The organism is Pseudonocardia sp. HH130629-09, from assembly GCF_001294645.1.
In the GTDB taxonomy this organism is placed as follows: Bacteria; Actinomycetota; Actinomycetes; order Mycobacteriales; family Pseudonocardiaceae; genus Pseudonocardia.
In genome coordinates this window covers 809,564-831,898 of sequence record NZ_CP011868.1, presented here as the reverse complement: position 1 = coordinate 831,898, position 22,335 = coordinate 809,564, and the positions used below count along the sequence as shown (strand labels likewise).

General features: G+C 73.9%; 20 protein-coding genes. 12 read left to right on the top strand and 8 right to left on the bottom strand.

Annotated features, from left to right (window positions below; translation table 11 throughout):
• Window positions 1-2: 2 nt before the first annotated feature.
• The gene (gene asnB, locus XF36_RS03970; RefSeq protein ID WP_060710931.1) at window positions 3-1,616 is read right to left on the bottom strand and encodes an asparagine synthase (glutamine-hydrolyzing); all 1,614 of its coding nucleotides are present in this window, start codon (window positions 1,614-1,616) and stop codon (window positions 3-5) included.
• A gap of 259 nt (window positions 1,617-1,875) precedes the next feature.
• Here asnB and XF36_RS03965 point away from each other — a divergent pair, with 259 nt between their 5' ends.
• From XF36_RS03965 to mihF, 3 genes are all read left to right on the top strand, one after another.
• On the top strand, window positions 1,876-3,306 hold the full coding sequence (locus XF36_RS03965) for an NAD(P)/FAD-dependent oxidoreductase (protein WP_060710930.1): 1,431 nt from the start codon (window positions 1,876-1,878) through the stop codon (window positions 3,304-3,306).
• Window positions 3,307-3,395: 89 nt separating this feature from the next.
• Window positions 3,396-3,839, top strand: coding sequence for an ester cyclase (locus tag XF36_RS03960; protein WP_145981245.1), 444 nt, complete (start codon window positions 3,396-3,398; stop codon window positions 3,837-3,839).
• Window positions 3,840-4,086: 247 nt separating this feature from the next.
• Window positions 4,087-4,398, top strand: a complete 312-nt coding sequence (mihF, locus tag XF36_RS03955) for an integration host factor, actinobacterial type (RefSeq protein ID WP_020621796.1) — start codon at window positions 4,087-4,089, stop codon at window positions 4,396-4,398.
• Between the two features lie 67 nt (window positions 4,399-4,465).
• Here mihF and XF36_RS03950 read toward each other — a convergent pair whose 3' ends face one another.
• The 4 genes from XF36_RS03950 to XF36_RS03935 are packed head-to-tail and all read right to left on the bottom strand — an operon-like array spanning window position 4,466 to window position 8,033.
• Window positions 4,466-5,452 (bottom strand): glycine betaine ABC transporter substrate-binding protein, encoded by a 987-nt coding sequence (locus tag XF36_RS03950; protein ID WP_060710928.1) that lies wholly within the window; start codon window positions 5,450-5,452, stop codon window positions 4,466-4,468.
• 1 nt (window position 5,453) lies between these two features.
• Entirely contained in the window at window positions 5,454-6,248 is a 795-nt protein-coding gene (locus tag XF36_RS31240; RefSeq protein ID WP_064485366.1) for an ABC transporter permease, read from the bottom strand.
• Window positions 6,245-7,393, bottom strand: a complete 1,149-nt coding sequence (locus tag XF36_RS31235; RefSeq protein ID WP_349675532.1) for an ABC transporter ATP-binding protein — start codon at window positions 7,391-7,393, stop codon at window positions 6,245-6,247. The genes XF36_RS31240 and XF36_RS31235 overlap by 4 nt, the downstream gene beginning before the upstream one ends.
• A complete protein-coding gene (locus XF36_RS03935; RefSeq protein ID WP_060714399.1) occupies window positions 7,386-8,033 on the bottom strand; it encodes an ABC transporter permease in 648 nt (215 codons plus the stop codon). Before XF36_RS03935 ends, XF36_RS31235 begins: the two co-directional genes overlap by 8 nt.
• A gap of 79 nt (window positions 8,034-8,112) precedes the next feature.
• Between XF36_RS03935 and XF36_RS03930 the strand changes: the two genes are divergently transcribed.
• Complete coding sequence (locus XF36_RS03930) at window positions 8,113-9,030, top strand: alpha/beta fold hydrolase (RefSeq protein ID WP_060714398.1); 918 nt, start codon at window positions 8,113-8,115, stop codon at window positions 9,028-9,030.
• Here the strand turns inward: XF36_RS03930 and XF36_RS03925 are convergent.
• Both XF36_RS03925 and XF36_RS03920 read right to left on the bottom strand, forming a co-directional pair.
• A complete protein-coding gene (locus tag XF36_RS03925) occupies window positions 9,012-9,710 on the bottom strand; it encodes a response regulator (RefSeq protein ID WP_238589112.1) in 699 nt (232 codons plus the stop codon). The genes XF36_RS03930 and XF36_RS03925 overlap by 19 nt on opposite strands.
• Complete coding sequence (locus XF36_RS03920; protein ID WP_060710926.1) at window positions 9,707-11,335, bottom strand: sensor histidine kinase; 1,629 nt, start codon at window positions 11,333-11,335, stop codon at window positions 9,707-9,709. Before XF36_RS03920 ends, XF36_RS03925 begins: the two co-directional genes overlap by 4 nt.
• A 169-nt stretch (window positions 11,336-11,504) precedes the next feature.
• Between XF36_RS03920 and XF36_RS03915 the strand changes: the two genes are divergently transcribed.
• From XF36_RS03915 to XF36_RS03885, 8 genes are all read left to right on the top strand, one after another.
• On the top strand, window positions 11,505-12,539 hold the full coding sequence (locus XF36_RS03915; RefSeq protein WP_082375144.1) for a Bug family tripartite tricarboxylate transporter substrate binding protein: 1,035 nt from the start codon (window positions 11,505-11,507) through the stop codon (window positions 12,537-12,539).
• 182 nt (window positions 12,540-12,721) lie between these two features.
• On the top strand, window positions 12,722-13,723 hold the full coding sequence (locus XF36_RS03910; RefSeq protein ID WP_060710925.1) for a Bug family tripartite tricarboxylate transporter substrate binding protein: 1,002 nt from the start codon (window positions 12,722-12,724) through the stop codon (window positions 13,721-13,723).
• Window positions 13,720-14,253, top strand: coding sequence for a tripartite tricarboxylate transporter TctB family protein (locus XF36_RS03905; RefSeq protein WP_060710924.1), 534 nt, complete (start codon window positions 13,720-13,722; stop codon window positions 14,251-14,253). The genes XF36_RS03910 and XF36_RS03905 overlap by 4 nt, the downstream gene beginning before the upstream one ends.
• Window positions 14,253-15,761 carry a tripartite tricarboxylate transporter permease gene (locus XF36_RS03900; RefSeq protein WP_060710923.1) on the top strand — a complete coding sequence of 503 codons (1,509 nt, stop codon included), beginning with the start codon at window positions 14,253-14,255 and terminating at the stop codon, window positions 15,759-15,761. Before XF36_RS03905 ends, XF36_RS03900 begins: the two co-directional genes overlap by 1 nt.
• Before the next feature lie 128 nt (window positions 15,762-15,889).
• The gene (locus XF36_RS33650) at window positions 15,890-16,138 is read left to right on the top strand and encodes a hypothetical protein (RefSeq protein WP_238589111.1); all 249 of its coding nucleotides are present in this window, start codon (window positions 15,890-15,892) and stop codon (window positions 16,136-16,138) included.
• A complete protein-coding gene (locus XF36_RS03895; RefSeq protein WP_238589107.1) occupies window positions 16,135-17,775 on the top strand; it encodes an amino acid transporter in 1,641 nt (546 codons plus the stop codon). The genes XF36_RS33650 and XF36_RS03895 overlap by 4 nt, the downstream gene beginning before the upstream one ends.
• Before the next feature lie 236 nt (window positions 17,776-18,011).
• Window positions 18,012-19,130: a dimethylsulfone monooxygenase SfnG gene (gene sfnG / locus XF36_RS03890; RefSeq protein ID WP_202968539.1), complete on the top strand. Its 1,119-nt coding sequence runs from the start codon at window positions 18,012-18,014 to the stop codon at window positions 19,128-19,130.
• Window positions 19,131-19,550: 420 nt separating this feature from the next.
• Complete coding sequence (locus tag XF36_RS03885) at window positions 19,551-20,780, top strand: acyl-CoA dehydrogenase family protein (protein WP_060714395.1); 1,230 nt, start codon at window positions 19,551-19,553, stop codon at window positions 20,778-20,780.
• Between the two features lie 144 nt (window positions 20,781-20,924).
• Here the strand turns inward: XF36_RS03885 and XF36_RS03880 are convergent, their stop codons facing one another.
• Complete coding sequence (locus XF36_RS03880) at window positions 20,925-22,238, bottom strand: TMEM165/GDT1 family protein (protein ID WP_060714394.1); 1,314 nt, start codon at window positions 22,236-22,238, stop codon at window positions 20,925-20,927.
• Window positions 22,239-22,335 lie beyond the last annotated feature (97 nt).

The window sequence follows — 22,335 nt, the reverse complement described above, 5'->3', positions numbered from 1 at the left end:
GCTCAGGCCGTCGCGAAGGCCCCGAGCACGTGGTCCGGCCGGATCCCGTCGAAGTGGGACCGCCAGATCCCGTGGTAGAGGATCTCCTCCTCGCTGCGCAGCGGCCAGGAGTCGGACGGGTGCTCGGGCACCTCGTCGGTCAGCCCGGCGGCCGCCGCGGCGGCGGCCTTGCCGGCGGCCAGCTCGGCCAGCACGGTGCCGGCGCCGGAGCCGTCGCCGAACTGCTCCTTGCCGCGCCACAGCAGGTCCTCGGGCAGCCAGCCCTCGAACGCCTCGCGCAGGATCGCCTTCTCCGGCCGGCCGCCGGGGCGCTGCTTCCACTCCGGCGGCAGCGCCAGCGCGGCGCGGACCAGGCCGGAGTCGAGGAACGGCTCGCGGGCCTCCAGCCCGAAGTACATGGTGGTCCGGTCGCAGCGCTGCAGGTTCAGGTGGTGCAGCTGCTCCAGCGAGCGGACCAGCTCGGCCTGCAGGGTGTCCGGGTCGGCGTACTCGGGACCGTGGACGTAGGAGTAGCCGGCGAACAGCTCGTCGGCGCCCTCCCCGGTCAGCACGACCTTGACCTTCTTCGCCGCCTCGCGGGCGAGGATCAGGTTGGGCACGGCGCTGCGGACCAGGGCCGGGTCGAAGTGCTCGATGACCTCGACGGCGTGGTCGAGGGCCTCGGCGATGTCCTCGGGCGTCACCAGGATCTCGTGGTGGTCCGAGCCGATGTGCGCGGCGACCTTGCGGGCCGCGATCAGGTCTCCGGACTCCGCGGTCCCGACGGCGAAGGTGGGCAGCTGCTCGCCACGGGCCCGTGCCTCCTGCGCGGCGATGGCCGCGACCAGCGCCGAGTCGAGGCCACCGGACAGGAACACCCCGACGCCGACGTCGGACATCATCCGGCGGCGCACCGCGGACACCACGGCCTCGCGCACCCGGGACAGGTCGGCGTCGTCCCAGCCGGGGCGGATCGCGCGGCGGGCCGGGCGGACCTCGACCGGCACGGCGTCGGCGAACCGCACCAGCCCCGACGACGGGCTCCACAGGCAGCCGGGCGGGAACGAGCGCACGTACGGGCGGTCCTCGGAGTCGAACGCACGGAGCTCGCTGGCGAACAGCACCGTCGCCGACGGGTCCGGCGCGGTGTACGGGACGTCTCCGCCGCCGGTCTCCGCCGGGGGCACCCAGTACAGCGGCTTGACCCCGAACGGGTCCCGGGCGACGAGCCCGGGGCCGTCGGTGCGGCCCATCGCGACGGCGAACATTCCGTTCAGCGAGGCGACCGCGGCCTGCCCGTCCCACATCACCGCGTGCAGCGCGGCCTCTGTGTCGGACTTGGTGCGCACCGTGCCGTCCGGGAACGCCTTGGCGATGCGCTCGTGGTTGTAGATCTCGCCGTTGCCCACGATCCACGCGGTCCCCGCGGCGTCGGACATCGGCTGGTGCCCGCCGCTCACGTCCATGATCGACAGGCGCTGGTGGCCGAGCCAGGTGTTCCCGACGACCTGCACGCCGGTGTCGTCGGGTCCGCGGTGCGCCACCCTGGCGAGCATCCGCTCGTACTTCTCGGGGTCGGCGGGCTCACCGCCCGGCCATGCCGTGGGTCCACCGAACGCAGCCACGATCCCGCACATGGCTCCATCGTCGCACGGTCGGCGAGCCCGCATCCGGCTTCCGTTCCCCCACCGTGTGAGTTCGGACTCTGAAAGGCGTTTCCGGAGCGATCCGAATTGCCCCGGCGGCCGAGGGTTCGTACGGTCGGAGACCGGCCAGGACGGCCGCCGTCCACCGCCGACACCAGGACTCCGGGTCCGGAGGCGGGGACCGACACCGGCCATCGAGCAGGTGCGCGGTGACGCCGCGCCAGGACCGACCGACAAGGGGCGGACTCAGGTGAGCACGGCAGAGCACGACGAGCGGCAGGGCCGGCACAAGGTCGTGATCGTCGGCGGAGGGTTCGGCGGTGTGCAGGCCGCCAAGGCGCTCAAGGGCGCCGATGTCGACGTGACCATCGTCGACCGCACGAACCACCACCTGTTCCAGCCGCTGCTCTACCAGGTGGCGACGGGCATCCTGTCCCCCGGCCTGATCGCCCCGGCGCTGCGCCGGGTGCTGAAGAAGCAGAGCAACGTGCGCACCCTGCTCGCCGAGGTCGGCGACATCGATCTCGACGCCAAGGTCGTGCACGCGGCCGCGCCGGACGGACAGCGGATCACGCTGCCCTACGACACCCTCGTCGTCGCCGCGGGCGCCACGCACGCCTACTTCGGGCACCCGGAGTGGGCCGAGCACGCCCCCGGCATGAAGTCGATCGAGGACGCCCGGCTGCTGCGCTCGCGCATCCTGGGTGCCTACGAGCTCGCCGAGGTCGCGACGACCGAGGAGGAGAAGCAGGCGTGGATGACCTTCGTGGTCGTCGGCGCGGGCCCCACCGGCGTCGAGCTCGCCGGTCAGCTGGCCGAGCTGGCGCAGTACGTGCTGCCCCGCGAGTACCGGTCGATCGACACCCGTTCCGCGCGGATCATCCTGCTCGACGCGGCGCCGGCGGTGCTCCCGCCGTTCGCGAAGAAGCTGCAGGACTACACGCGCAAGACGCTGGAGAAGAAGGGCGTCGAGGTCCGCCTGAACACCATGGCGACCGGGATGGACGCCGAGTCGATCACGGTGAAGGGCCCGAACGGCGAGGAGCGCATCACCGCCCGCACCAAGGTGTGGGCCGCGGGCGTCCAGGCGTCGCCGCTGGGTGAGCTGCTGGCGAAGGCCTCCGGCGGTGAGGTCGACCGCGCGGGCCGGCTCACCGTCGACCCGGACTGCAGCCTGCCGGACCGCCGCGACGTGTTCGCGATCGGCGACATGGTCTCCACCATCGACCGGCTGCCCGGCGTCGCGCAGGTCGCGATACAGCAGGGCACCTACGTCGGCAAGCTGATCAAGGCGCGGGCGAAGGGCGACGACACCACGCCGGCCCCGTTCAAGTACTTCGACAAGGGCTCGTTGGCCACCATCGGCGCCCGCGAGGCCGTCGCGGACGTCCGAGGCATCAAGCTCACCGGCTGGCTCGGGTACTTCATCTGGTGCTACGTGCACGTGATGTTCCTGATCGGCTGGGGCAACCGCTTCGGCACCCTCTACAACTGGCTGCGGTCGCTGCGTTACGCCCGCTTCCGCGGACACCGGCTGATCAGTGTCACCGCCTCGTACGACAAGGCGGTCGACCCGGAGAAGCCGCTGGGCGGGAAGGCCGATGAGCGCGCCGAGCTGGACCCGCGCGTCTCGCCCGGCACACCGCCCGTGCCCGGGGAGCACCCGGCCGCCACGGCCTGATCGCGGCCACGCACCACGACCGACGCCCGGGGCACTCCCCCGGGCGTCGTCGCGTGCACGGGCGGGTCACGGCGTGGCACCGTGACCGGGTGACCCCGGCGATGCAGGTCCTGATGCGCGACATCGCACGGCTCTGGGACACTGCGGCCGACGCGCTCTACGACACCGGCGACCCCGGCCCGGCGACGGCCGCGCTCGCCACCGACGTGAGCTGGACCGAGCTGCCCACCGGCGCCGGGGGTCACGGCCGGGACGCGGTCGCCGCGCACCTGGCCGCCGTCGCCGGTGCCCGGCCGTCCGGGCTGACCCGGACCCGGTTGTCCCGCACCGTCGACGTCCGCCGGGTCGTCGACGAGGTCCGCGTCGGCTTCACCCACGACCGGGAGCTGCCGTGGCTGCTGCCCGGGCTCGCCGCCACCGGGCGCGCGGCGGAGGTGCTGGCGGTGCAGCTGGTGCGGGTCCGGCAGGGCCGGATCGACGAGGTCCGGACCCTCTGGGATCTCGCGGGACTGCGCTCCGTGCTCGAGGGGTGAGCCCGCCGTCACCGCTTCCGCTGCTTCATCCCGCTGACCTGCGGCAACAGCCCCACTCGTCGAATGTGCGACGGGCGGTCGCCCGGGTGCGGTGAACAGCGCCACGGAAGGGCGCCACCAGGCCCGACACGCCCTGAAGAGGGGGTTCCCGCAGGTCGTGGCGATGTCTCTGCCAGTCTGTACCGCGATCGGAGATAGCAGTCCACCCCGGTGAGCGGGGTGCGTGAACCGAGAGGAGTTGTCAGCGATGGCTCTGCCCACCCTGACCCCGGAGCAGCGCGCCGAGGCGCTCAAGAAGGCGGCTGCGGCCCGTACCGCCCGCAAGGAGCTCCGCGACAAGATCGCCAGCGGCGAGGAGACCATCCCCGCTGTGCTGGGTCGCGCGAAGACCGACCAGATCGTCGGCAAGACCAAGGTCGCCGATCTGCTGAAGAGCGTCCCGGGCTGGGGCCCGGCGAAGGTCTCCAAGGTGATGGAGGAGGCCGGCATCGACGTGTCGCGTCGGGCCGCCGGCCTCGGCGACCGTCAGCGCGCCGCGCTGATCGAGAAGGTCGGCTGACCTTCCCCGGCGCCCCGTGACGGCCCGGTCCGCACCCCGTGCGGACCGGGCCGTCGTGCGTCGCCGGTCAGGCGCCGATGAGGCCGTTGCGGGCCAGGAACAGCTGCGCGACCGCGGTGGCGCTGCGGCCCTCCAGGTCCACCAACCCGTTCAGCTCGATCATCGTGTCGACGGTCAGGAGCTCCCCCAGGGTCGCGGCCAGGATCCGCAGCTGCGGGTGGCGCTGCACGGTCTCCGCCCGACAGGTCAGCGCGGCCAGCTGGGTGGTGAAGAAGTTCCGGTCGTCGACGAGCACGGTGAGGTCGAGCGACCGGACCCGCGCGTCGGTGGTGAACACCTCGGCGAGCTCGCACGGGCTGGACCGGGCGACGTTGACGAAGTTCAGCGCGAAGTCGTTCTGGTAGGTCTGCGACGGCGGGAACGTGATGCCGTAGGCGGCCTGCATGTCGGCGAACTCGCGGTCGAGGAACTCCGCGGCCCCGCAGAACGTCGCCCGGGACTCGTCGGCGGCGAAGTAGGGGCCCAGGTCCGACAGCGTCCGCACCTGCGCGAGCGGGCCGTCGACGTCGCTGCGGCGGGCGACGGCGTACTGGTTGCCGAAGCGGGCGGGGCCGAGCCAGGCGACGTCGTTGCGCTCCCGGTCCTGCCCGGCGACGGCGTCGAACAGCGCCCGCTCGCCGGGGACGGTCGTGTCGTTGCCCAGGAACAGTGTCCAGCCGGTGCCGGCGTACTCCCAGTAGACGTCGACGTCGCCCTGCTCCAGGGCGGCACGGACGATCGTGGAGCCGGACAGACCGGTCCGGTCGACGGTGCGGGCACCGCAGGCCTGGAGCGCGAGCAGGGTGATCGCGCCCAGCACCCGCTGCTCGGTGAACTCCTTCGACCCGACCGCGAGCTCGGCGCCGGACAGGTCGACGTCGCGGGCCAGGGTCCCGCCGCGCAGCTGCTGCGGCGACGGACCGGCGACCGCGCCGGCGGCGCCGCAGCCCGAGACGAGCGCCGCCACGCCTGCGAGCAGGCCGGGCAGCGCCCGGCGGGGGAAACGGGTGGTCATCTCAGAGCCCCTTCGGGTGCAGGACGTCCTCGGCGAGGCCCGCCAGCCAGTCGATCAGCAGAGCGAGCGCCGCGACCAGCACGCTGCCGGTGACCAGGACGAGGGTGCGGTTGGAGGCCAGGCCGTTGGAGATGATGTCGCCCAGCCCACCGGCGCCGACGAACGTCGCGAGCGCGACGGTGCCGGTGGTGATCGTGAGCGTCGTCCGCACCCCGGCCAGGACGACCGGCACCGCCAGCGGCAGCTCGACCGAGAACAGCACACCGCGGCGGGTCATCCCCATCCCGCGGGCGGCCTCGATCACCGAGCGGTCCACCTGGTCGAGCCCGGCGATGGTGTTCCGGACGATCGGCAGGATCCCGTGCAGCACGAACGCGAGCACCGCGATCACCGTGACCGGCAGGGCCAGGAACGCCACCGCGAACAGCACGATGAGGCCGATCGACGGGATCGCCTGGCTGATGTTGGCCACGGTCAGCACCGGCCCGGCGAAGCGGCGGGTCGCCTCCCGGGTCAGCAGCACCCCCAGCGGCACGGCGATGACGAGCACCAGCACCGACACGACGGCGGTCAGCCAGATGTGCTGCCAGGTGCGGCTCGCGATGTAGGCGGCGTCGAGGCTGCGGGCCTCGATCGAGTCGAGCTCGCGGGAGGACACCACCAGGTACAGGATCGTCAGCGCGGCGACGACCAGCAGCGGCCGGGCGAGCAGCGTCGCCCACCGCCGGGCCGGGCGGGTCGTCCCGTCCGCCGGCGCCCCGGCGGCCGCGCCCGGACCGGTGGCCGCGACGGTCATCGGGCGGCGCTCCGGGTGTCCTCGCCGGCCGGGGCCGCAGCGGTGGGCCGGTGCACGGTCGCCAGGATCGTGTCGAGGTCGAGCACGCCGCGGTGCACTCCGTCCCCGTCGACGACGGCGACGGCGTTCGCGTTCCCCGCGAGCATCGCGTCGAGCGCGGTGTGCAGGGTGTCCTGCGTCCCGATCCGGGTGACGACGGGCAGGCCGTGGTCGAGCACGTCGCCCGCGGCGTCACGCGGCAGCCAGCCCCGGGGGCGGTGGTCGTCGTCGAGCAGCAGCACGAACTCCCGCTCCCTCGCCCCCAGCGCGGCGACGCGCTCGTCGCGGGTGGCGTCGTGCCCGATCGTGGGCCAGTCGGCGAGGTCGACGTCGGCGACCCGGGTGAGGGTGAGCCGCTTGATGGTGGCCCCGGCCCCGACGAAGTCGGCGACGAAGTCGCTGGCGGGCTCGGTGAGCAGCCGTTCCGGGGTGTCGAACTGTTCCACCCCGGAGCCGGCGTTGAACACCGCGATCCGGTCGCCCATCTTGACGGCCTCGTCGATGTCGTGGGTGACGAACACGATCGTCGTGCCCAGCTCGGCCTGGATCCGCAGCAGTTCGTTCTGCAGGGTCTCGCGGGTGAGTGGGTCGATCGCGCCGAACGGCTCGTCCATCAGCATCACCTCGGGGCCCGCGCCGAGCGCGCGGGCCACGCCCACGCGCTGCTGCTGCCCGCCGGAGAGCTGCTTGGGGAACCGGCCGCGGAACTCCTCCGGGGCGAGTCCGACCAGGGTGAGCAGCTCGTCGACACGGTCGGCCGTGCGGCGGCGGTCCCAGCCGAGCAGCGTCGGCACGGTCGCGACGTTCTCGGCGACGGTGCGGTGCGGGAACAGACCGGTCTGCTGGATGGCGTAGCCGATCCGGCGACGCAGCTGGTCCGGGTCCGCGGAGGTGACGTCCTCGCCGTCGAGCAGGATCCGGCCCGACGTCGGCTCGATCAGCCGGTTGATCAGCTTCATCGTGGTCGTCTTGCCGCAGCCCGACGGGCCGAGGAACACGACGAACTCGCCCCGTGGCACCTCCAGGTCGAGGCGGTCGACGGCGGGCCGCTCCTGCCCCGGGTAGCGCTTGGTGAGCTGTTCCAGCCGGATCATCGGCTCAGGCACGGATCCCCCTCGAGGTGGTCAGGCGGGTGAGCAGGGCGATCGTGGCGTCGAACAGGACCGCCAGCACGACGATCCCGGCGATGCCCTGGACGGTCAGGTAGATCGCGAACGGGGTGCCCGCGCTGGACAGGCCGGACAGGATCAGGTTGCCCAGCCCGGGCCCGTTGACGGCCGCGGAGATCGCGGCGATGCCGAGCAGCAGCTGCGCGGCCACCCGGACCCCGGCGAGCACCACCGGCCACGCCAGCGGAAGCTCGACGCCCAGCAGCAGCCGGGTGCGGTCCATCCCGACGCCGCGCGCGGACTCGATGACCGACGGGTCGACCCCGCGGAGCCCGACGATGGCGTTGCGGACCACCGGGAGCAGGCCGTAGAGCATGAGCGCGACGACCGCGGGTCCCCACCCGAGCCCGAGCAGCGGGATCAGCAGGCCGAACAGCGCGTAGGACGGCACCGTCATGATCAGCGACGACCCGTTGACGGCGGCGGCGCGGCCGAGGTCGGTGCGGTACGTGGCGACGGCGAGCGGCACGCCGACCGCCACCGCGAGTGCCAGCCCCACCACGACGAGGGCGGCGTGCTCGAGGGTGTACCCCAGCAGCTCCCCCCAGTTGGTGGCGAGATACTCCCAGAAACCCATGAACGGCATTCTGCACGCACACCGGACGGCGGCCGGCCGAGGTGGGGGCGCGCCGGTCTGGCAGCCTGCCCGTGTGGAGATGCCCGGCACCGTGCGCGAGGTCGAGATCGAGCCGGGCGTGGTCCTGTGGGTGCAGGACCTGCCCGCGCACCGGCCGTCCCCGGCGGCGCCGGTTCTGCTCGTGCAGGGGGCCGGGCAGGCCGGGCTCGCCTGGCCGCACGCGCTGGTCGAGGTGCTGCGCGAGCGGCACCGGGTGGTCCGGTACGACCACCGGGACACCGGCCGGTCGACCCACGCGTTCGACGACCGGCCCTATGCCGTCACCGACCTGGCGACCGACGCGCTCGCCGTGCTCGACGGCTGCGGGATCGGCCGGGCGCACCTGGTCGGGATCTCGCTGGGCGGGGTGCTGGTGCAGCTGCTGGCCCTCGAGGTGCCGCAGCGGCTGGTCAGCGCGACCCTGCTGTGCACCGCGGCGCTGGACGGCGGCGCGGCGGGCCTGCCCGGACCGACCCGGGACGTGCTGCGGATGTGGCAGGAGCTGGGCGACCCGCGCGACGAGGCCGGCGAGCTGGCGTGGCGGGTCGAGTACTGGCGCCGGGTGTCCGGCGGCGTGCTGCCGTTCGACACCGCGGAGTTCGCCGCCCGGGAGCGACGGGTGATGGAGCACGGTGGACGGATCGAACCGTGCACCGCACACACCCAGGCCGACGTCGACGGCCTGGACCGGGGCGACGAGCTGGGCTCGGTCACGGTGCCGACGCTCGTCGTCGAGGCGCCGGAGGACCCGGTGCACCCGCCGCCGCACGCCGAGCACCTGGCGGCGCGGATCGGGGCGGCCGCCCAGCTCGTCACGGTCGACGGGATGGGTCACGCGCTGCCCGACCTGCTGTGCGAACCGATCGCGGCCGTGCTGCTGGAGCACGCGGCCGAGGCCGAGGAGGCCGAGGCGGCGGCGCCCACGGCACACCGGGACGGTCAGCCGACCCAGCGGTAGCGGCGCTCCGGACGGCCGGTGCCGCCGTAGCGCAGCCGCACGGTGACCTGCCCGGTCGAGACGAAGTGCTCCAGGTAGCGGCGCGCGCTGACCCGCGACAGCCGGGTCGCCTCCGCGCACTCGGTCGCCGACAGGTCCGTCTCGGGCCCGGACCCCGAGTGCTCGCGCAGGGTGCTCGCGACCAGCTCGGCGGTCGGGGTCGTCAGCCCCTTCGGCATCCGCTCGGGGCCACCGGGCATGCGGGCCGGCGCGGCGCCGGTCCCGCCGAAGATCCGGTCGATGTCGGACTGGTCGCGGACCCGGTCCAGGTCGCGCCGGGTGCGGGAGGCGCGGTGCACCTGGGCGGCGAGCGCAGCCGAGTCGAACGGCTTTACCAGGTAGTGCAGCGCTCCCCCGTGCAGCGCGGCGGCGACCGTGTCGGAGTCGTCGGCGGCGGTCACCACCAGGACGAACGGGTCGTCGGCGGCGCCGGTGCGCAGCCGCGTCAGCACCTCCAGACCGGACATATCGGGCAGGTACACGTCGAGCAGCACCAGCTCCGGGCGGAGCCGGGCGGCGGCGGCGAGGGCCGCCGCGCCGCTGTGGGCGACGCCGACCACGGTGCAGCCCTCGATCCGCTCCACGTAGCCGGAGTGGACCTTCGCGACCATGAAGTCGTCGTCGACGACCAGGACCCTCACACCCGCACCCCCGTCGGTGCCACCGGCAGCACCGCCTCGAAGACCGCACCGGCCCGGCCGGCCGGTGCGGGCCGCACCGCGATGGTGCCACCCCGGCGCAGGCATGCCTGCCGGGCCAGGGCCAGGCCGAGGCCGCGGCCGCCGATCTCGGCGGCCTTGGTGGAGTAGCCTGCCCGGAACACCTCCTCGGCGAGCTCGGAGGCGATCCCGGGGCCGGAGTCGCGGACCTCGACCCACACCTCGTCGCCGGGCGCGTCGCCGCCGCCGGCGAGCCCGATCTCGACGCGCCGCGGGCCCTCCCGCCCGGCGGTCGCGTCGATCGCGTTGTCGACGAGGTTGCCCAGCACCGTCACGATGTCCGCGGACAGGTCCGGGTCGTGCGCCGGGTCGGTGGGGTCGAGCCGGGAGTCCGGGTCGAGGGCGAGCTCGACGCCGCGCTCGGCGGCCTGGCTGTTCTTGGCGACGAGCAGGGCGGCGGTCGCCGGGTCGCCGACGCGTGCGGTGACCTGGCGGCGCCAGCCCTCCGAGGCGGCGACGATCCCGGCGACGAACCGGCGGACCTCGTCGTGCTCGCCCAGCTCGGTGAGCCCGGCGATGGTGTGCAGCCGGTTGGAGAACTCGTGGGCCTGCGCGCGCAGGGTGTCGGTGACGGTGTGCGAGGCGTCCAGCCGGTGCTGCAGCGTGGTGAGTTCGGTGCGGTCCCGCAGCGTGACGACGGCGCCCACGTCGCGCCCGTCGACGCGGACCGGGCGGCGGTTGAGCACCAGGGCCCGGGTGTCGCGCAGCACGAGCTGGTCCTCACCGTCGGCGGCGCCGGTGAGGACCTCGCGGAGCCGGTCGTCGAGGCCCAGGTCGGCGACGGCGTCGCCCTCCCGCGCGCCGGGCAGCTCCAGCAGCTCCCGGGCGACCGGGTTCAGCAGCATGATCCGGTGCGCGGTGTCCAGCCCGACGACGCCCTCCTTGACCCCGAGCAGCATCGCCTCACGACGCTGCACGAGCTCGACGATCTCGTCGGGCTCCAGGCCGAGGGTCTGGCGGCGGACGCGGCGGGCCAGCAGCAGCGACCCGAGGACGCCGACGCCCAGCGCCAGCCCCAGCAGCGCGCCGGTCTCCGCCCGCGCCCCCGCGAGCGACTCCCACGGCGAGGGCGCGCGGATCCCGGCCGAGACCAGCCCGGCGACGGCGCCGCGGTCGTCGATCACCGGGACCTGCGCGACGACGGTGCGACCGTCGGTGTTGCCGACCCAGGCCCGGCCCCGTGGCGCCGTGCTGCTCCCGGGGTCGAACCGCTGCCGGACCCGGGCCGGGTCGGGCGAGGTGCGGACGACCAGGCCGGCGTCGACGATCTCGATCCCGTCGGCGCCGGACAGGTTCTCCGCACTGCGGGCGAACGACGGCAGCAGGTCGTAGCGGCCGGTCTGCAGCGCCTCGCGGACGGTCGGGACCGATGCGACGTCCTCGGCGACCGACAGCATCCGGCGGCCCTGGGTCTCGCGGAAGGACTCCGAGGACTGGACGGCGGCCAGCGCCGCGACGGCTCCGAGCAGCACGAGCACGACCACCAGCTGCCAGACGAGGAACTGGCGGGCCAGCGGCCCGCCCGTCCGCCCCGCGCGCCGTCGCATGCGCGCAGCCTAGGGTCCGCGGGGGACCCGCGTGATCAGCGCGGCCGGCGCGGCCCTCCCGGGCGGTCGGCGTCGCGCGGCTCACCCGAGGTGGACCGGCCCGGTCGCGGGCGCGCAGACTCGCGGTCGAGCGACGGGCGACGGGCGACGGGCGACGGGCGGGCATGGCATGGCAGGGACGGCGACGCGGCCCGGCGCAGCGACGGTCGCTGCCCGGGCCCGGCGCGGCCCGGTCGCCCCGCTGGCCGTGGTGCTCGTGCTGGCCCTCGCCGCCGTCGTCGTGCCGGTGGTGCTCGCCGGGGCGGCGCGCCCCCTGCCGGAGCTGCGGATCCTGGTGCCCAACCCGCCGGGCGGCGGCTACGACGCCACCGCCCGCAGCGCGGCGAAGGTGCTGTCCGACAACGGGATCACCGGGCCGGTGGAGGTGTTCAACCTATCCGGCGCCGGCGGTGTCGCCGGGCTCGGGCGGGTGGTCAACGAGTCCGGCAACGGGCGGCTGCTGCTGAGCATGGGGCTCGGGGTGGTCGGTGCGACCGCGTCCCGCGACACTCCGCTCTCGCTCACCGACACCACGCCGATCGACCGGCTGACCGAGGAGTCCGAGATCGTCGTCGTGCCGGCGCAGTCGCCCCACCGCGACGTCCGCTCGCTCGTCGGCTCGTGGGGCGCCGACCCGCGCCGGCTCGTCGCCGGCGGCGGCTCCAGCGTCGGCGGACCCGACCACCTCGCCACGATGCTGCTCGCCGAGGGCGCCGGCATCTCCCCGGACCGGGTCCGCTACGTCGCCTACGAGGGCGGGGGCCCGCTGCTCGCCGCGGTGCTGCGCGGCGAGGTCGGGTTCGCGGTGTCCGGGGTCGGCGAGTTCGCCGACCAGATCGGGTCCGGGGACCTCCGGGTGCTCGCCGTGACCGCGGGCGAGCGGGTGCCCGGGCTCGACGTGCCGACGCTGCGCGAGTCCGGGATCGACGTGGAGTTCACCAACTGGCGCGGGCTCGTCGCCCCGCCCGGGCTCTCCGGGGCCGACCGCGCCGCGCTGTCCGGCGCCGTCGCCGCGATGCGCGCGACGCCGGAGTGGCAGCGCGTGCTGGCCGACAACGGCTGGAACGACGCGTGGCTGCCCGGGCCGGACTTCGCACGGTTCACCGCCGCCGAGAACCGGCGCGTGGAGCACGTCCTGGGCGAGCTGGGCCTGCGGTCCCGATGACCCGCACGGCACGACCGAAACGACCACAACGACCGTTGTGGCCGTTACGGAGACACCGGGGCGGTGGTTCCGCACACTTCTCGGCGTTCGCTTCGCAACGGTGAGATCGGACGCAGATGACACAGTCGACGGCTCCTCCGCAGACGCAGGACCGGCCTACGCCGGACGACCCCACGCCGCCCGTGCCGCGGCCCCGGGTCGGCCCCCTCCTCGGCACGGTCCTGGCCGTCCTGGCCGCCCTGCTGCTCGTTCCGCCCGCGGTGGGCGCGCTCGGCGGCGGCGGCGGCGACGGCACCCAGCTCCGCGGGCTGCGGATGCTGGTCCCCAACGCCCCCGGCGGCGGGTACGACGTCACCGCCCGCAGCGCGGCCAAGGCCATGGAGGACGCCGGGCTGACCGGCTCGGTCGAGGTCTTCAACCTGCCCGGCGCGGGCGGCACGGTCGGTCTGGGGCGGACCGTCAACGAGGCCGGCGACGACCGGCTCGTGATGAGCATGGGCCTGGGCGTGGTCGGGAGCGTGTACTCCAACGACTCGCCCGCCACGCTCGCCGAGACCACCCCGGTCGCCCGGCTCACCCAGGAGACCGAGATCGTGGTCGTGCCGGGCGACTCCCCCTACCGCGACCTGGACGACCTGCTGGCCGCCTGGCGGGCGGACCCGGGCAGGACCCCGGTCGGCGGCGGCTCGTCCCCCGGCGGCCCGGACCACCTGGCCCCGATGCTGATGGCCGAGGGCGCCGGGCTCGACCCGCGCACGGTCAACTTCGTCTCCTACGACGGCGGCGGCGAGCTGCTCGCCGCGGTGCTCGGCGGCAAGGTCGCGTTCGGGGTGTCCGGGCTCGGCGAGTTCGCCGACCAGATCGCCTCCGGCGACCTGCGGGTGCTCGCGGTGACCGCGGGCGAGCGGGTCGCGGGGGTGGACGCGCCGACGCTGCGCGAGTCCGGCATCGACGTCGAGTTCACGAACTGGCGCGGAGTCGTCGCCCCGCCGGGGCTCGACCCGGAGGGCGTGGCCGAGCTGGAGAGGGCCTTCGCCGACCTGCGCGCGACACCGGAGTGGCGCGCGGTGCTGGAGCGCAACGGCTGGCAGGACGCGTACCTGCCGGGACCGGAGTTCGGCCGGTTCCTGGCCGAGGAGGACGCCCGCGTCGAGCGGGTGCTGACCGGGCTGGGGCTGACGTGACGACCACCGGGGACACCGGGACCACCGGGACCGCGCGCTCCTGGTGGAAGGAGCACTCCGAGCTGGGGGTGTCGGTGCTGCTGGCCCTCACCGGCCTGCTGGTGCTCGGTGACACCCTCGCCGAGGGCGGCGGCGGCTCCGCCGCCGACCCGCTCGGGCCACGCACGGTGGCGTTCGTGCTCGGTGCGGCGCTGCTGGTGCTGGCGGCGCTGCTCACCGTCGACGTGCTCCGCGGCGGCCGCGGCGAGGCCGAGGGCGGCGAGGACGTCGACCTCGACACGAGGATGGACCTGCGCACGGTCGGGATGCTGGCCGGGGTGATCGTCGCGACCGCGGCGCTGATCCCGCTGGCCGGCTGGCCGATCGCCGGAACCGTCCTGTTCGCCGGCGCCACCTACGCGCTCGGGTCGCGCGCGCTGCTCCGCGACCTCGGCATCGCCGCCGGGGTCTCCCTGCTGACCTGGGTGCTGTTCGACGCCGTGCTCGGCGTCGACCTCCCGGGCGGCCCGCTGATGGGGGTGTTCGGCTGATGGGCACGTTCGACCTGCTCATGAACGGGTTCGCGAACGCGCTGACCCCGCAGAACCTGCTGTTCGCCGCGTTCGGGGTGCTGCTCGGCACCGCGATCGGCGTGCTGCCGGGCATCGGCCCGGCGATGGCGGTGGCGCTGCTGCTGCCGGTGACCTACGCGTTCGATCCGACCGGCGCGTTCATCATGTTCGCCGGCATCTACTTCGGGGCGATGTTCGGCGGCTCGACGACGTCGATCCTGCTCAACACCCCCGGCGAGTCCGCCTCGGTGATGGCGGCCATCGAGGGCAACCCGATGGCGAAGTCCGGGCGCGGCGCGCAGGCACTCGCCACCGCCGCGATCGGGCACTTCATCGGCGGCATCGTCGGCGTGACCGGCCTGGTGCTGATCGCGCCGCTGATCGCCTCGGTCGCCGTCGACATCGGCGCCCCGGACTACTTCGCGATCATGGTGCTGGCCTTCGTCGCCGTCAGCGGGGTGCTCGCAGCCTCCCGGGTCCGCGGGTTCGCCGCGCTGGCGCTGGGCCTGACGATCGGCCTGGTCGGGCTCGACCCGATCTCCGGGCAGCCGCGCCTCACCTTCGGGGTGCCGCAGCTGGCCGACGGCATCGACGTCATCATCGTCGCGGTCGGCCTGTTCGCGATCGGCGAGGCGCTCTGGGTCGCCGCGCACCTGCGGCGACGCCAGCAGGAGGTCATCCCGGTCGGCCGTCCGTGGCTGGGTCGCGAGGACCTGCGGCGCACGTGGAAGCCCTGGCTGCGCGGGCCGTTCATCGGGTTCGGGTTCGGCTCGATCCCGGCCGGCGGCGCCGAGATGTCGACGTTCATGGCCTACGTGACCGAGCGGAAGCTGTCGAAGCACCCGGAACAGTTCGGGAAGGGCGCCATCGAGGGGGTCGCCGGGCCGGAGTCCGCGGCGAGCGCGTCGTCGGCGGGGACACTCGCCACGATGCTCACACTCGGCCTGCCGACGACGGCGATCGCCGCGGTCATGCTGGCGGCCTTCCAGCAGTTCGGCATCCAGCCCGGCCCGCTGCTGTTCCAGAAGGAGCCGGACCTGGTCTGGACGCTCATCGCGAGCCTGTTCATCGGCCTGGTCATGCTGCTGGCGCTCAACCTGCCGCTGGCCCCGGCGTGGGCGAAGCTGCTGCGGATCCCGCGGCCGTACCTCTACGCGGGCATCCTGTTCTTCGCCTGCATCGGCGCCTACGCGGTGTCCGGTCAGCCGGTCGACCTGCTGGTGCTGCTCGCGATCGGCGCCATCGGGTTCCTGATGCGCCGGTTCGGGCTGCCGGTGCTGCCGGCGATCATCGGGGTCATCCTCGGCCCGGATGCGGAGCTGCAGCTGCGCCGCGCCCTGCAGATCGCCGACGGCGACGTCACGACGCTCGTCTCCACCCCGCTGGCGGTCGTGGTGTACTCGCTGATCGCGATCCTGCTGGTCGTACCGGTCGTGCTCCGCGCGGTCCGCGCCCAGCGCGGCGACCGGGAGTCCGAGACGGTCTGACCCGGCCGGCGACCCCGACGGCGCCCCGCGGCCGCACCGGCCGGGGCGTCGTCGGCACGACAACGCTGCCCACGGTGCGCGTCACGTCATGGCTGGCGACGACCGTGTCGTAGCGCAATCCTGGGCCGGTGGCGATCACCAAGACCCCGCGACGGGTCCGCGACCGGGTGGGCTCCTGGCTCCTGCAGGACGCGCACCGGCCCGAACGGCACGGGCCGCACACCCGGCTCGAGCCGGAGCACCCGCGCCATCCCTGGTGGAAGGTCATGTGCCTGACCGGCGTCGACTACTTCTCGACGCTGGGCTACCAGCCGGGGATCGCGGCGCTCGCCGCCCGCGTGCTCTCCCCGTCGCCACTCTGGTCCTGGTCGCGGTGACGCTGCTCGGCGCGCTGCCGGTCTACCGCCGCGTCGCCCGGGAGAGCCCGCACGGCGAGGGCTCCATCGCGATGCTGGAGCGGCTGCTGCCCGGGTGGCGCGGCAAGGTGTTCGTCCTGGTCATGCTCGGGTTCGCGGCCACCGACTTCCTCATCACGATGACGCTGTCCGCGGCCGACGCCACCGCGCACCTGGTGCAGAACCCGCTGGCGCCCGCCGCGCTGCAGGGGCAGAACGTGCTGATCACGCTGCTGCTGCTCGCGCTGCTCGGCGGGGTGTTCCTCGCCGGGTTCTCCGAGGCCATCCGGATCGCGGTCGCGCCGGTCGCGGTCTACCTGGTGCTCAACGCCGTCGTCGTGGTCGACCGGCTGGTCCGGATCGTCACGGCGCCGCACGTCGTCGCGGACCGGTCGGCGCTGCTCGTGTCCCGCTACCCGGACCCGCTGCTGATGGTGGGGATCGCGCTGATCGTGTTCCCCAAGCGCGCGCTGGGCCTGTCCGGGTTCGAGACCGGGGTGTCGGTGATGCCGCTGGTCCGCGGCCGCGACGGTGACACCGAGGACCGCCCGGAGGGCCGGATCGCGGGCACCCGGCGGCTGCTCACCGTCGCCGCGCTGATCATGAGCACCTTCCTGGTGACCTCCAGCATCGTGACCGTACTGCTGATCCCCGAGGCGGACTTCGCCCCCGGCGGGCAGGCGAACGGCCGGGCGCTGGCGTTCCTGGCCCACCGCGGCCTGGGGAACGTCGTCGGCACCGTCTACGACCTGTCCACGATCGCGATCCTGTGGTTCGCCGGGGCATCGGCCATGGCGGGCCTGCTCAACGTGATGCCCCGGTTCCTGCCCCGGTACGGCATGGCGCCGTCCTGGGCCAGGGCCGCGCGGCCGCTGGTCCTGGTCGTGCTGGTGCCGATGACCTCCGCGGCGGTCGCCGTCGCCTTGTCGGTGCGGCGCACCGGGAGCCGCCCGGCCGTCGTCGCGTTCGTGCTGATCGCGCTCGTGTTCGTCTACACGACGGTGGCGAACGTCGTCGAACGGCCGGAGGGGGTGAAGATCGCCGCCTGCTTCATCGCGGGGGGGATCCTGGTGGTGTCGCTGCTGTCGCGCACCCTGCGCGCGTTCGAGCTGCGCGTCACCGACGTCACCCCGGACGACACCGCCCGCGGGTTCCTCGACGAGTGCTCCGGCGCCGGCCGGCCGCTGCGCCTGGTCGCGCACGAGCCCCGCCCCGGCGAGCGGGACAGCGTCACAGACCCGTCGGAGCTCGAGTCGGGCGTCACCGTGCGCGGCGAGCGGCGCGGCCCCTACCGGGTGCTGACGACGTCGGCGCCTCGGTCCCGAACGCGATCGCCGCGCTGCTGCCGCACCTGCGCGACGTCACCGGCACCGCCCCGCACGCCTACTTCGACTGGACCGAGGGCAACCCGGTGCGCCACTTCGGCCGGTACCTGTTCACCGGCGTCGGCGAGGTCGCGCCGATCACCCGGAGATCCTGCGGAAGGCCGAGCCCGACGTGGCCCGGCGCCCCGTGGTGCACGTCGGTTAGGGCGGCCCGTGGTGGCCGGCGTGGGTCCCGCGGACGACGTCCCCGCGGATCTCGGTGGCCCCACGGTGATCTCCCCGGCATCCGGTTGACACCCACCGGCTCTGCGGGTTCGGTGGGACCGTGACCGGCTTCCTGCTGACCCGACGCCGTCACGTCGACAACCTCGTCGTCGTGAGCCAGGCCTGTCACTGATCGCGTCACCGCAGGTCCGTTTCCTCCCTCTTTCCTCTCTTTCCGGCGCCGTCGTGCGCCCGTCTGCCGTGCCCGGCACACCCCCGAGGAGTCTCCCGTGTCCGATGCTCTCGACACCACGCCCAACACCCGGATCCAGGAGCCGCTGAAGTTCGCGTACTGGGTCCCGAACGTCTCCGGTGGGCTGGTCACCAGCACCATCGAACAGCGCACCGACTGGGGCTTCGAGTACAACAAGAAGCTGGCGCAGACCGCCGAGAACAACGGCTTCGAGTACGCGCTGTCCCAGATCCGCTACATGGCCAGCTACGGCGCCGACCACCAGCACGAGGCCACCGCGTTCTCCCTCGCGCTGGGGCTGGCCACCGAGCGGCTCACGGTGATCGCCGCCGTCCACCCCGGCCTGTGGGAGCCCTCGGTGCTGGCCAAGTGGGTCGCCACCGCCGACCACCTGACGAACGGCAGGCTCGCGGTCAACGTCGTCTCCGGCTGGCTGAAGGCCGAGTTCACCGCGATGGGCCAGCCGTGGCTCGAGCACGACGAGCGCTACCGCCGCAGCAACGAGTTCATCCGTGTGCTGCGCGAGATCTGGACCTCCGACGGCGGCGCCGAGTTCGCGGGCGACTTCTACCGGATCCGCGACTTCGACCTCAAGCCGCGCCCGCTCGACGTCCCCGGCCGTCCGCACCCGGAGATCTTCCAGGGCGGCAACTCCACCGCGGCCCGCTACAACGGCGGCACCGTGTCGGACTGGTACTTCTCCAACGGCAAGGACTACGACGGCTTCTCCGAGCAGGTCGAGGAGGTCCTCGGCCACGCGAAGACCGCCGAGCGCCTGCAGCCGGTCCGGTTCGGCCTCAACGGCTTCATGATCGCCCGCGATGACGAGAAGGAGGCCAGGGACACCCTGCGCGAGATCATCGAGAAGGCGAACCGGCCGGCCGTCGAGGGTTTCCGCGACGCCGTCCAGCAGGCCGGTAACTCCACCGGCGACAAGCGCGGGATGTGGGCCGACTCCTCCTTCGAGGACCTCGTCCAGTACAACGACGGTTTCCGGACCCAGCTCATCGGCAGCCCGGAGCAGATCGCCGACCGCGCGATCGAGTACAAGCGGCGCGGCGCGAACCTGCTGCTGCTCGGCTTCCTGCACTTCCAGGAGGAGGTCGAGTACTTCGGCGCGAAGGTGCTCCCGATCATCCGGGAGAAGGAGGCCGAGCTCGCCGCCCGCGAGCCGCAGCTGACCGCCGTCTGACCGGCGGCGTCCGACCGACACCTGCCCGCACGGGCCCGGCGACCGTCGTCGCCGGGCCCGTGCGTGTCCCCGGGGACCGTCCTGACCGGACATCCCGCCCCTCGTCCCATTTCCGGGAACGTCTCGTTGACTTCCGCGGTGACCTACCCGAACACTGGGACCGTGCTGTTCATCGAGTTCACCCGTCGACGCCACGTCGACCTCTCGCGTGTGAACTCCTCGCTCTGTCGCTGACCGGCATCCCCGTCGCACCTCTCCGCGTGTGACGGCCGGCGGGCGTCCGTCCCGCCGGTGATCGCCCGGCACCGTTCCCGCAGCCGGGCCCCCTCCCCCGCGCACCGTCGTGGCGCGCCCGCACCCGGGCGCCCCGCGTGGCGTGCCGTCGAGGTGCCCGGCTCCCTGCACGACGAGGAGTCACCCATGACCACCACCGAGATCCGTCCCGAGACCGTGACCGAGTCCTGGGACCCCGTACCCACCGACGCCGCGGGCTGGATCGCCCGCGCCGGCGAGGTCCGCGCCGTCCTGGCCCGCGACGCCGCCGCACGCGAGCGCGCCGGCGCCACCCCGCACGCCGAGGTCGCCCTGCTGAAGGCCTCCGGCCTGGTCACCCTGCTCGGTCCGGTCGAGCACGGGGGCGGGTGCCAGGACTGGACCGTCGCCTACCGGGTGATCCGCGAGGTCGCGGCCGGCGACGGCTCGATCGGGCAACTGCTCGGCTACCACCTGCTGTGGTTCTGGGCCGCGCGCCTGGTCGGCACGCCCGAGCAGATCGCGGCGGTCGAGGAGCAGGCGACCCGCGAACGCTGGTTCTTCGGCGGCGCGGTCAACCCCCGCGACGACGACCTGACCATCCGCGACGAGGGCGACGAGCTCGTCTACGACGGGCGGAAGAGCTTCTCCACCGGCAGCCGGGTCTCCGACGTGACCGTGCTGGAGGGCGTCATCGAGAACACCGACACCCACGTGTTCGCCATCGTGCCGAGCGCCCAGGAGGGCATCGTCTACGGCGACGACTGGGACAACATCGGCCTGCGCCTGTCGGAGTCGGGAAGCGTCACGGTCTCGGGCGTGCGGGTGCCGTGGGCGTCGGCCGCCGGGTTCACCGACAAGGTGTTCGCCCCGCGCGTCTACAACACCTTCAACGTGCCGGTGATCCAGCTGGTGTTCGTCGCGTTCTACCTCGGGATCGCGCGCGGGGCCCTGGAGGCGGGCGCGGAGTACACCCGCACACGGACCCGGCCGTGGCTCTACGGCGGCCACGAGCGGGCCGTCGACGAGCCCTACCAGCTCGATCTCTACGGCGACTACACCGCCAAGCTCTGGGCGGTGGAGGCGCTGGCCGACGCCGTCGCGGCCGAGCAGCAGCGGCTGCACGACGACGCCGACGCCGTGACCGCCGAGCAGCGCGGCGAGCACGAGGTGCGCGTCGCCGCGGTGAAGGCGCGGGCCACCGAGGTCGCGCTGGAGATCACCGGCGGGATCTTCGAGGGACTCGGCGCGCGGGCGACCCGGACCGAGCTCGGCTTCGACCGCTTCTGGCGCGACGTGCGCACCCACACCCTGCACGACCCGGTCGCCTACAAGCGGCGCGAGGTCGGGGCGTGGGTGCTGCGCGACGAGCTGCCCGAGCCGACCTGGTACACCTGATCCCGGGATCACCCGGACACGACACCGCCCGCCCCGGTCGCACTGGGGCGGGCGGTGTCGTCGCGCGGCGGTGCCGCGGAGTCCTCGGTGTCGGAGCGCCGGCGGGGCCGTGGAGTCGGCGGGGCCGTCGGCTCGGCGCGGCGCTCAGCCGACGGTCGTGCGGTCGCCCTCGCCCGCGGGCGTGCGGTCGGTGCGGACCCGCGGGAGGAACCGGCCGGTCCGGGCGCGGTACTCGGCGTACTCGGGGCCCAGAGCACTGCCCAGGCCGGGCTCGTAGACCGCGCGGGCCTGGATCTGCACCGCGACCAGGATCAGCACCCCGGCGAGCACACCGAGCAGGGTCGGGGCCATGAACAGCATCCCGGCGCACCCGACGATCAGGCCGGTCAACGCGGGGTTGCGGACACGACGGTAGATCCCGCCGGTGGCGAGCACCGGGCGTCGTGCGGCGTCCGGGTCCCCGGCCGCGGCCGCACCGGCCTCGGCGGCCGAGCGGCGCCACACCGTGCCGAGCTGCAGCATCGCGACCGCGACGACGGCGAACCCGAGCAGCAGCAGCCCCGCCCCGACTACGGCGACCGCCGGCCGGGCCAGCACCGAGATCGGCTGCAGCACGTCGAGGGCCACCAGCAGCGGCGCCCCGAAGCCGAGGACCGCGGCCAGCACGAACAGCGTGCGGGCCCACCAGGCCGGGCTGCCCGGGGTCCGGGCGACGTCGAGCCTGCGCTCCCCGCGGGCACGGTGCGCGCGACCGCGGAACCACAGCCCGACGCCCACGGCGAGTGCCCCCAGCACCAGCGCGGCCCACCCGAGCCCGTGGTGCCCGGCGACGTCGAACACGCGGGCCCAGGCGTTCTCGCCCCACACCTGCGGGACGGCCTCGTACAGCAGCCAGGCGCCGAAGACGAAGAACATCACCGCGGCGCCGATCGAGATGGCCCGCTCCGGGAGCCGCTTGCCGAGCTGGCGCCCGACGACGATGGCCAGCGCGTCCGCGGCGACCATGCCGGCCGTGGACCCGGCCCAGATACCGATCGACCCGGCGAGGGTGCCGTGCTGAGTGGCCAGGGTGATCGTCGCGAGCATCGTCTTGTCACCGAGCTCGGCGAGGAAGAACGCGACCGACGCGGCGACGACGGCGGACCCGCCGGCCCGCCTGGCCTTGGCCTCCTCGTCCTCGGAGAGGCTGTCACCGCGCAGCGTCCAGGCGCCGAACGCCAGGAAGGCGACCGCGGCGACCAGCGCGATCCAGCCGGTCGGGATCGACGCACCCAGGCCGTAGCCGACGGCGACCGACACGAGGTGGGTCACCGAGGTGGCGATCGTGATCCCGATCAGGACCGGGATCGCGTTGAAGCGCGTCGCGAACGTGAGGGCCATGAGCTGCGACTTGTCGCCCAGCTCGGCCACGAAGATGACGCCGAAGCTGACCGCGAACGCGATCAGGAATCCATCCATGTCCATCCCTCGATCTCGACCGGACCGAGGATGGGTGCCCTCGATCCGGTGTATCCGGATCGAAGGTCTCGCTCGCCTGGTGGTGGTCAGGCCGCTG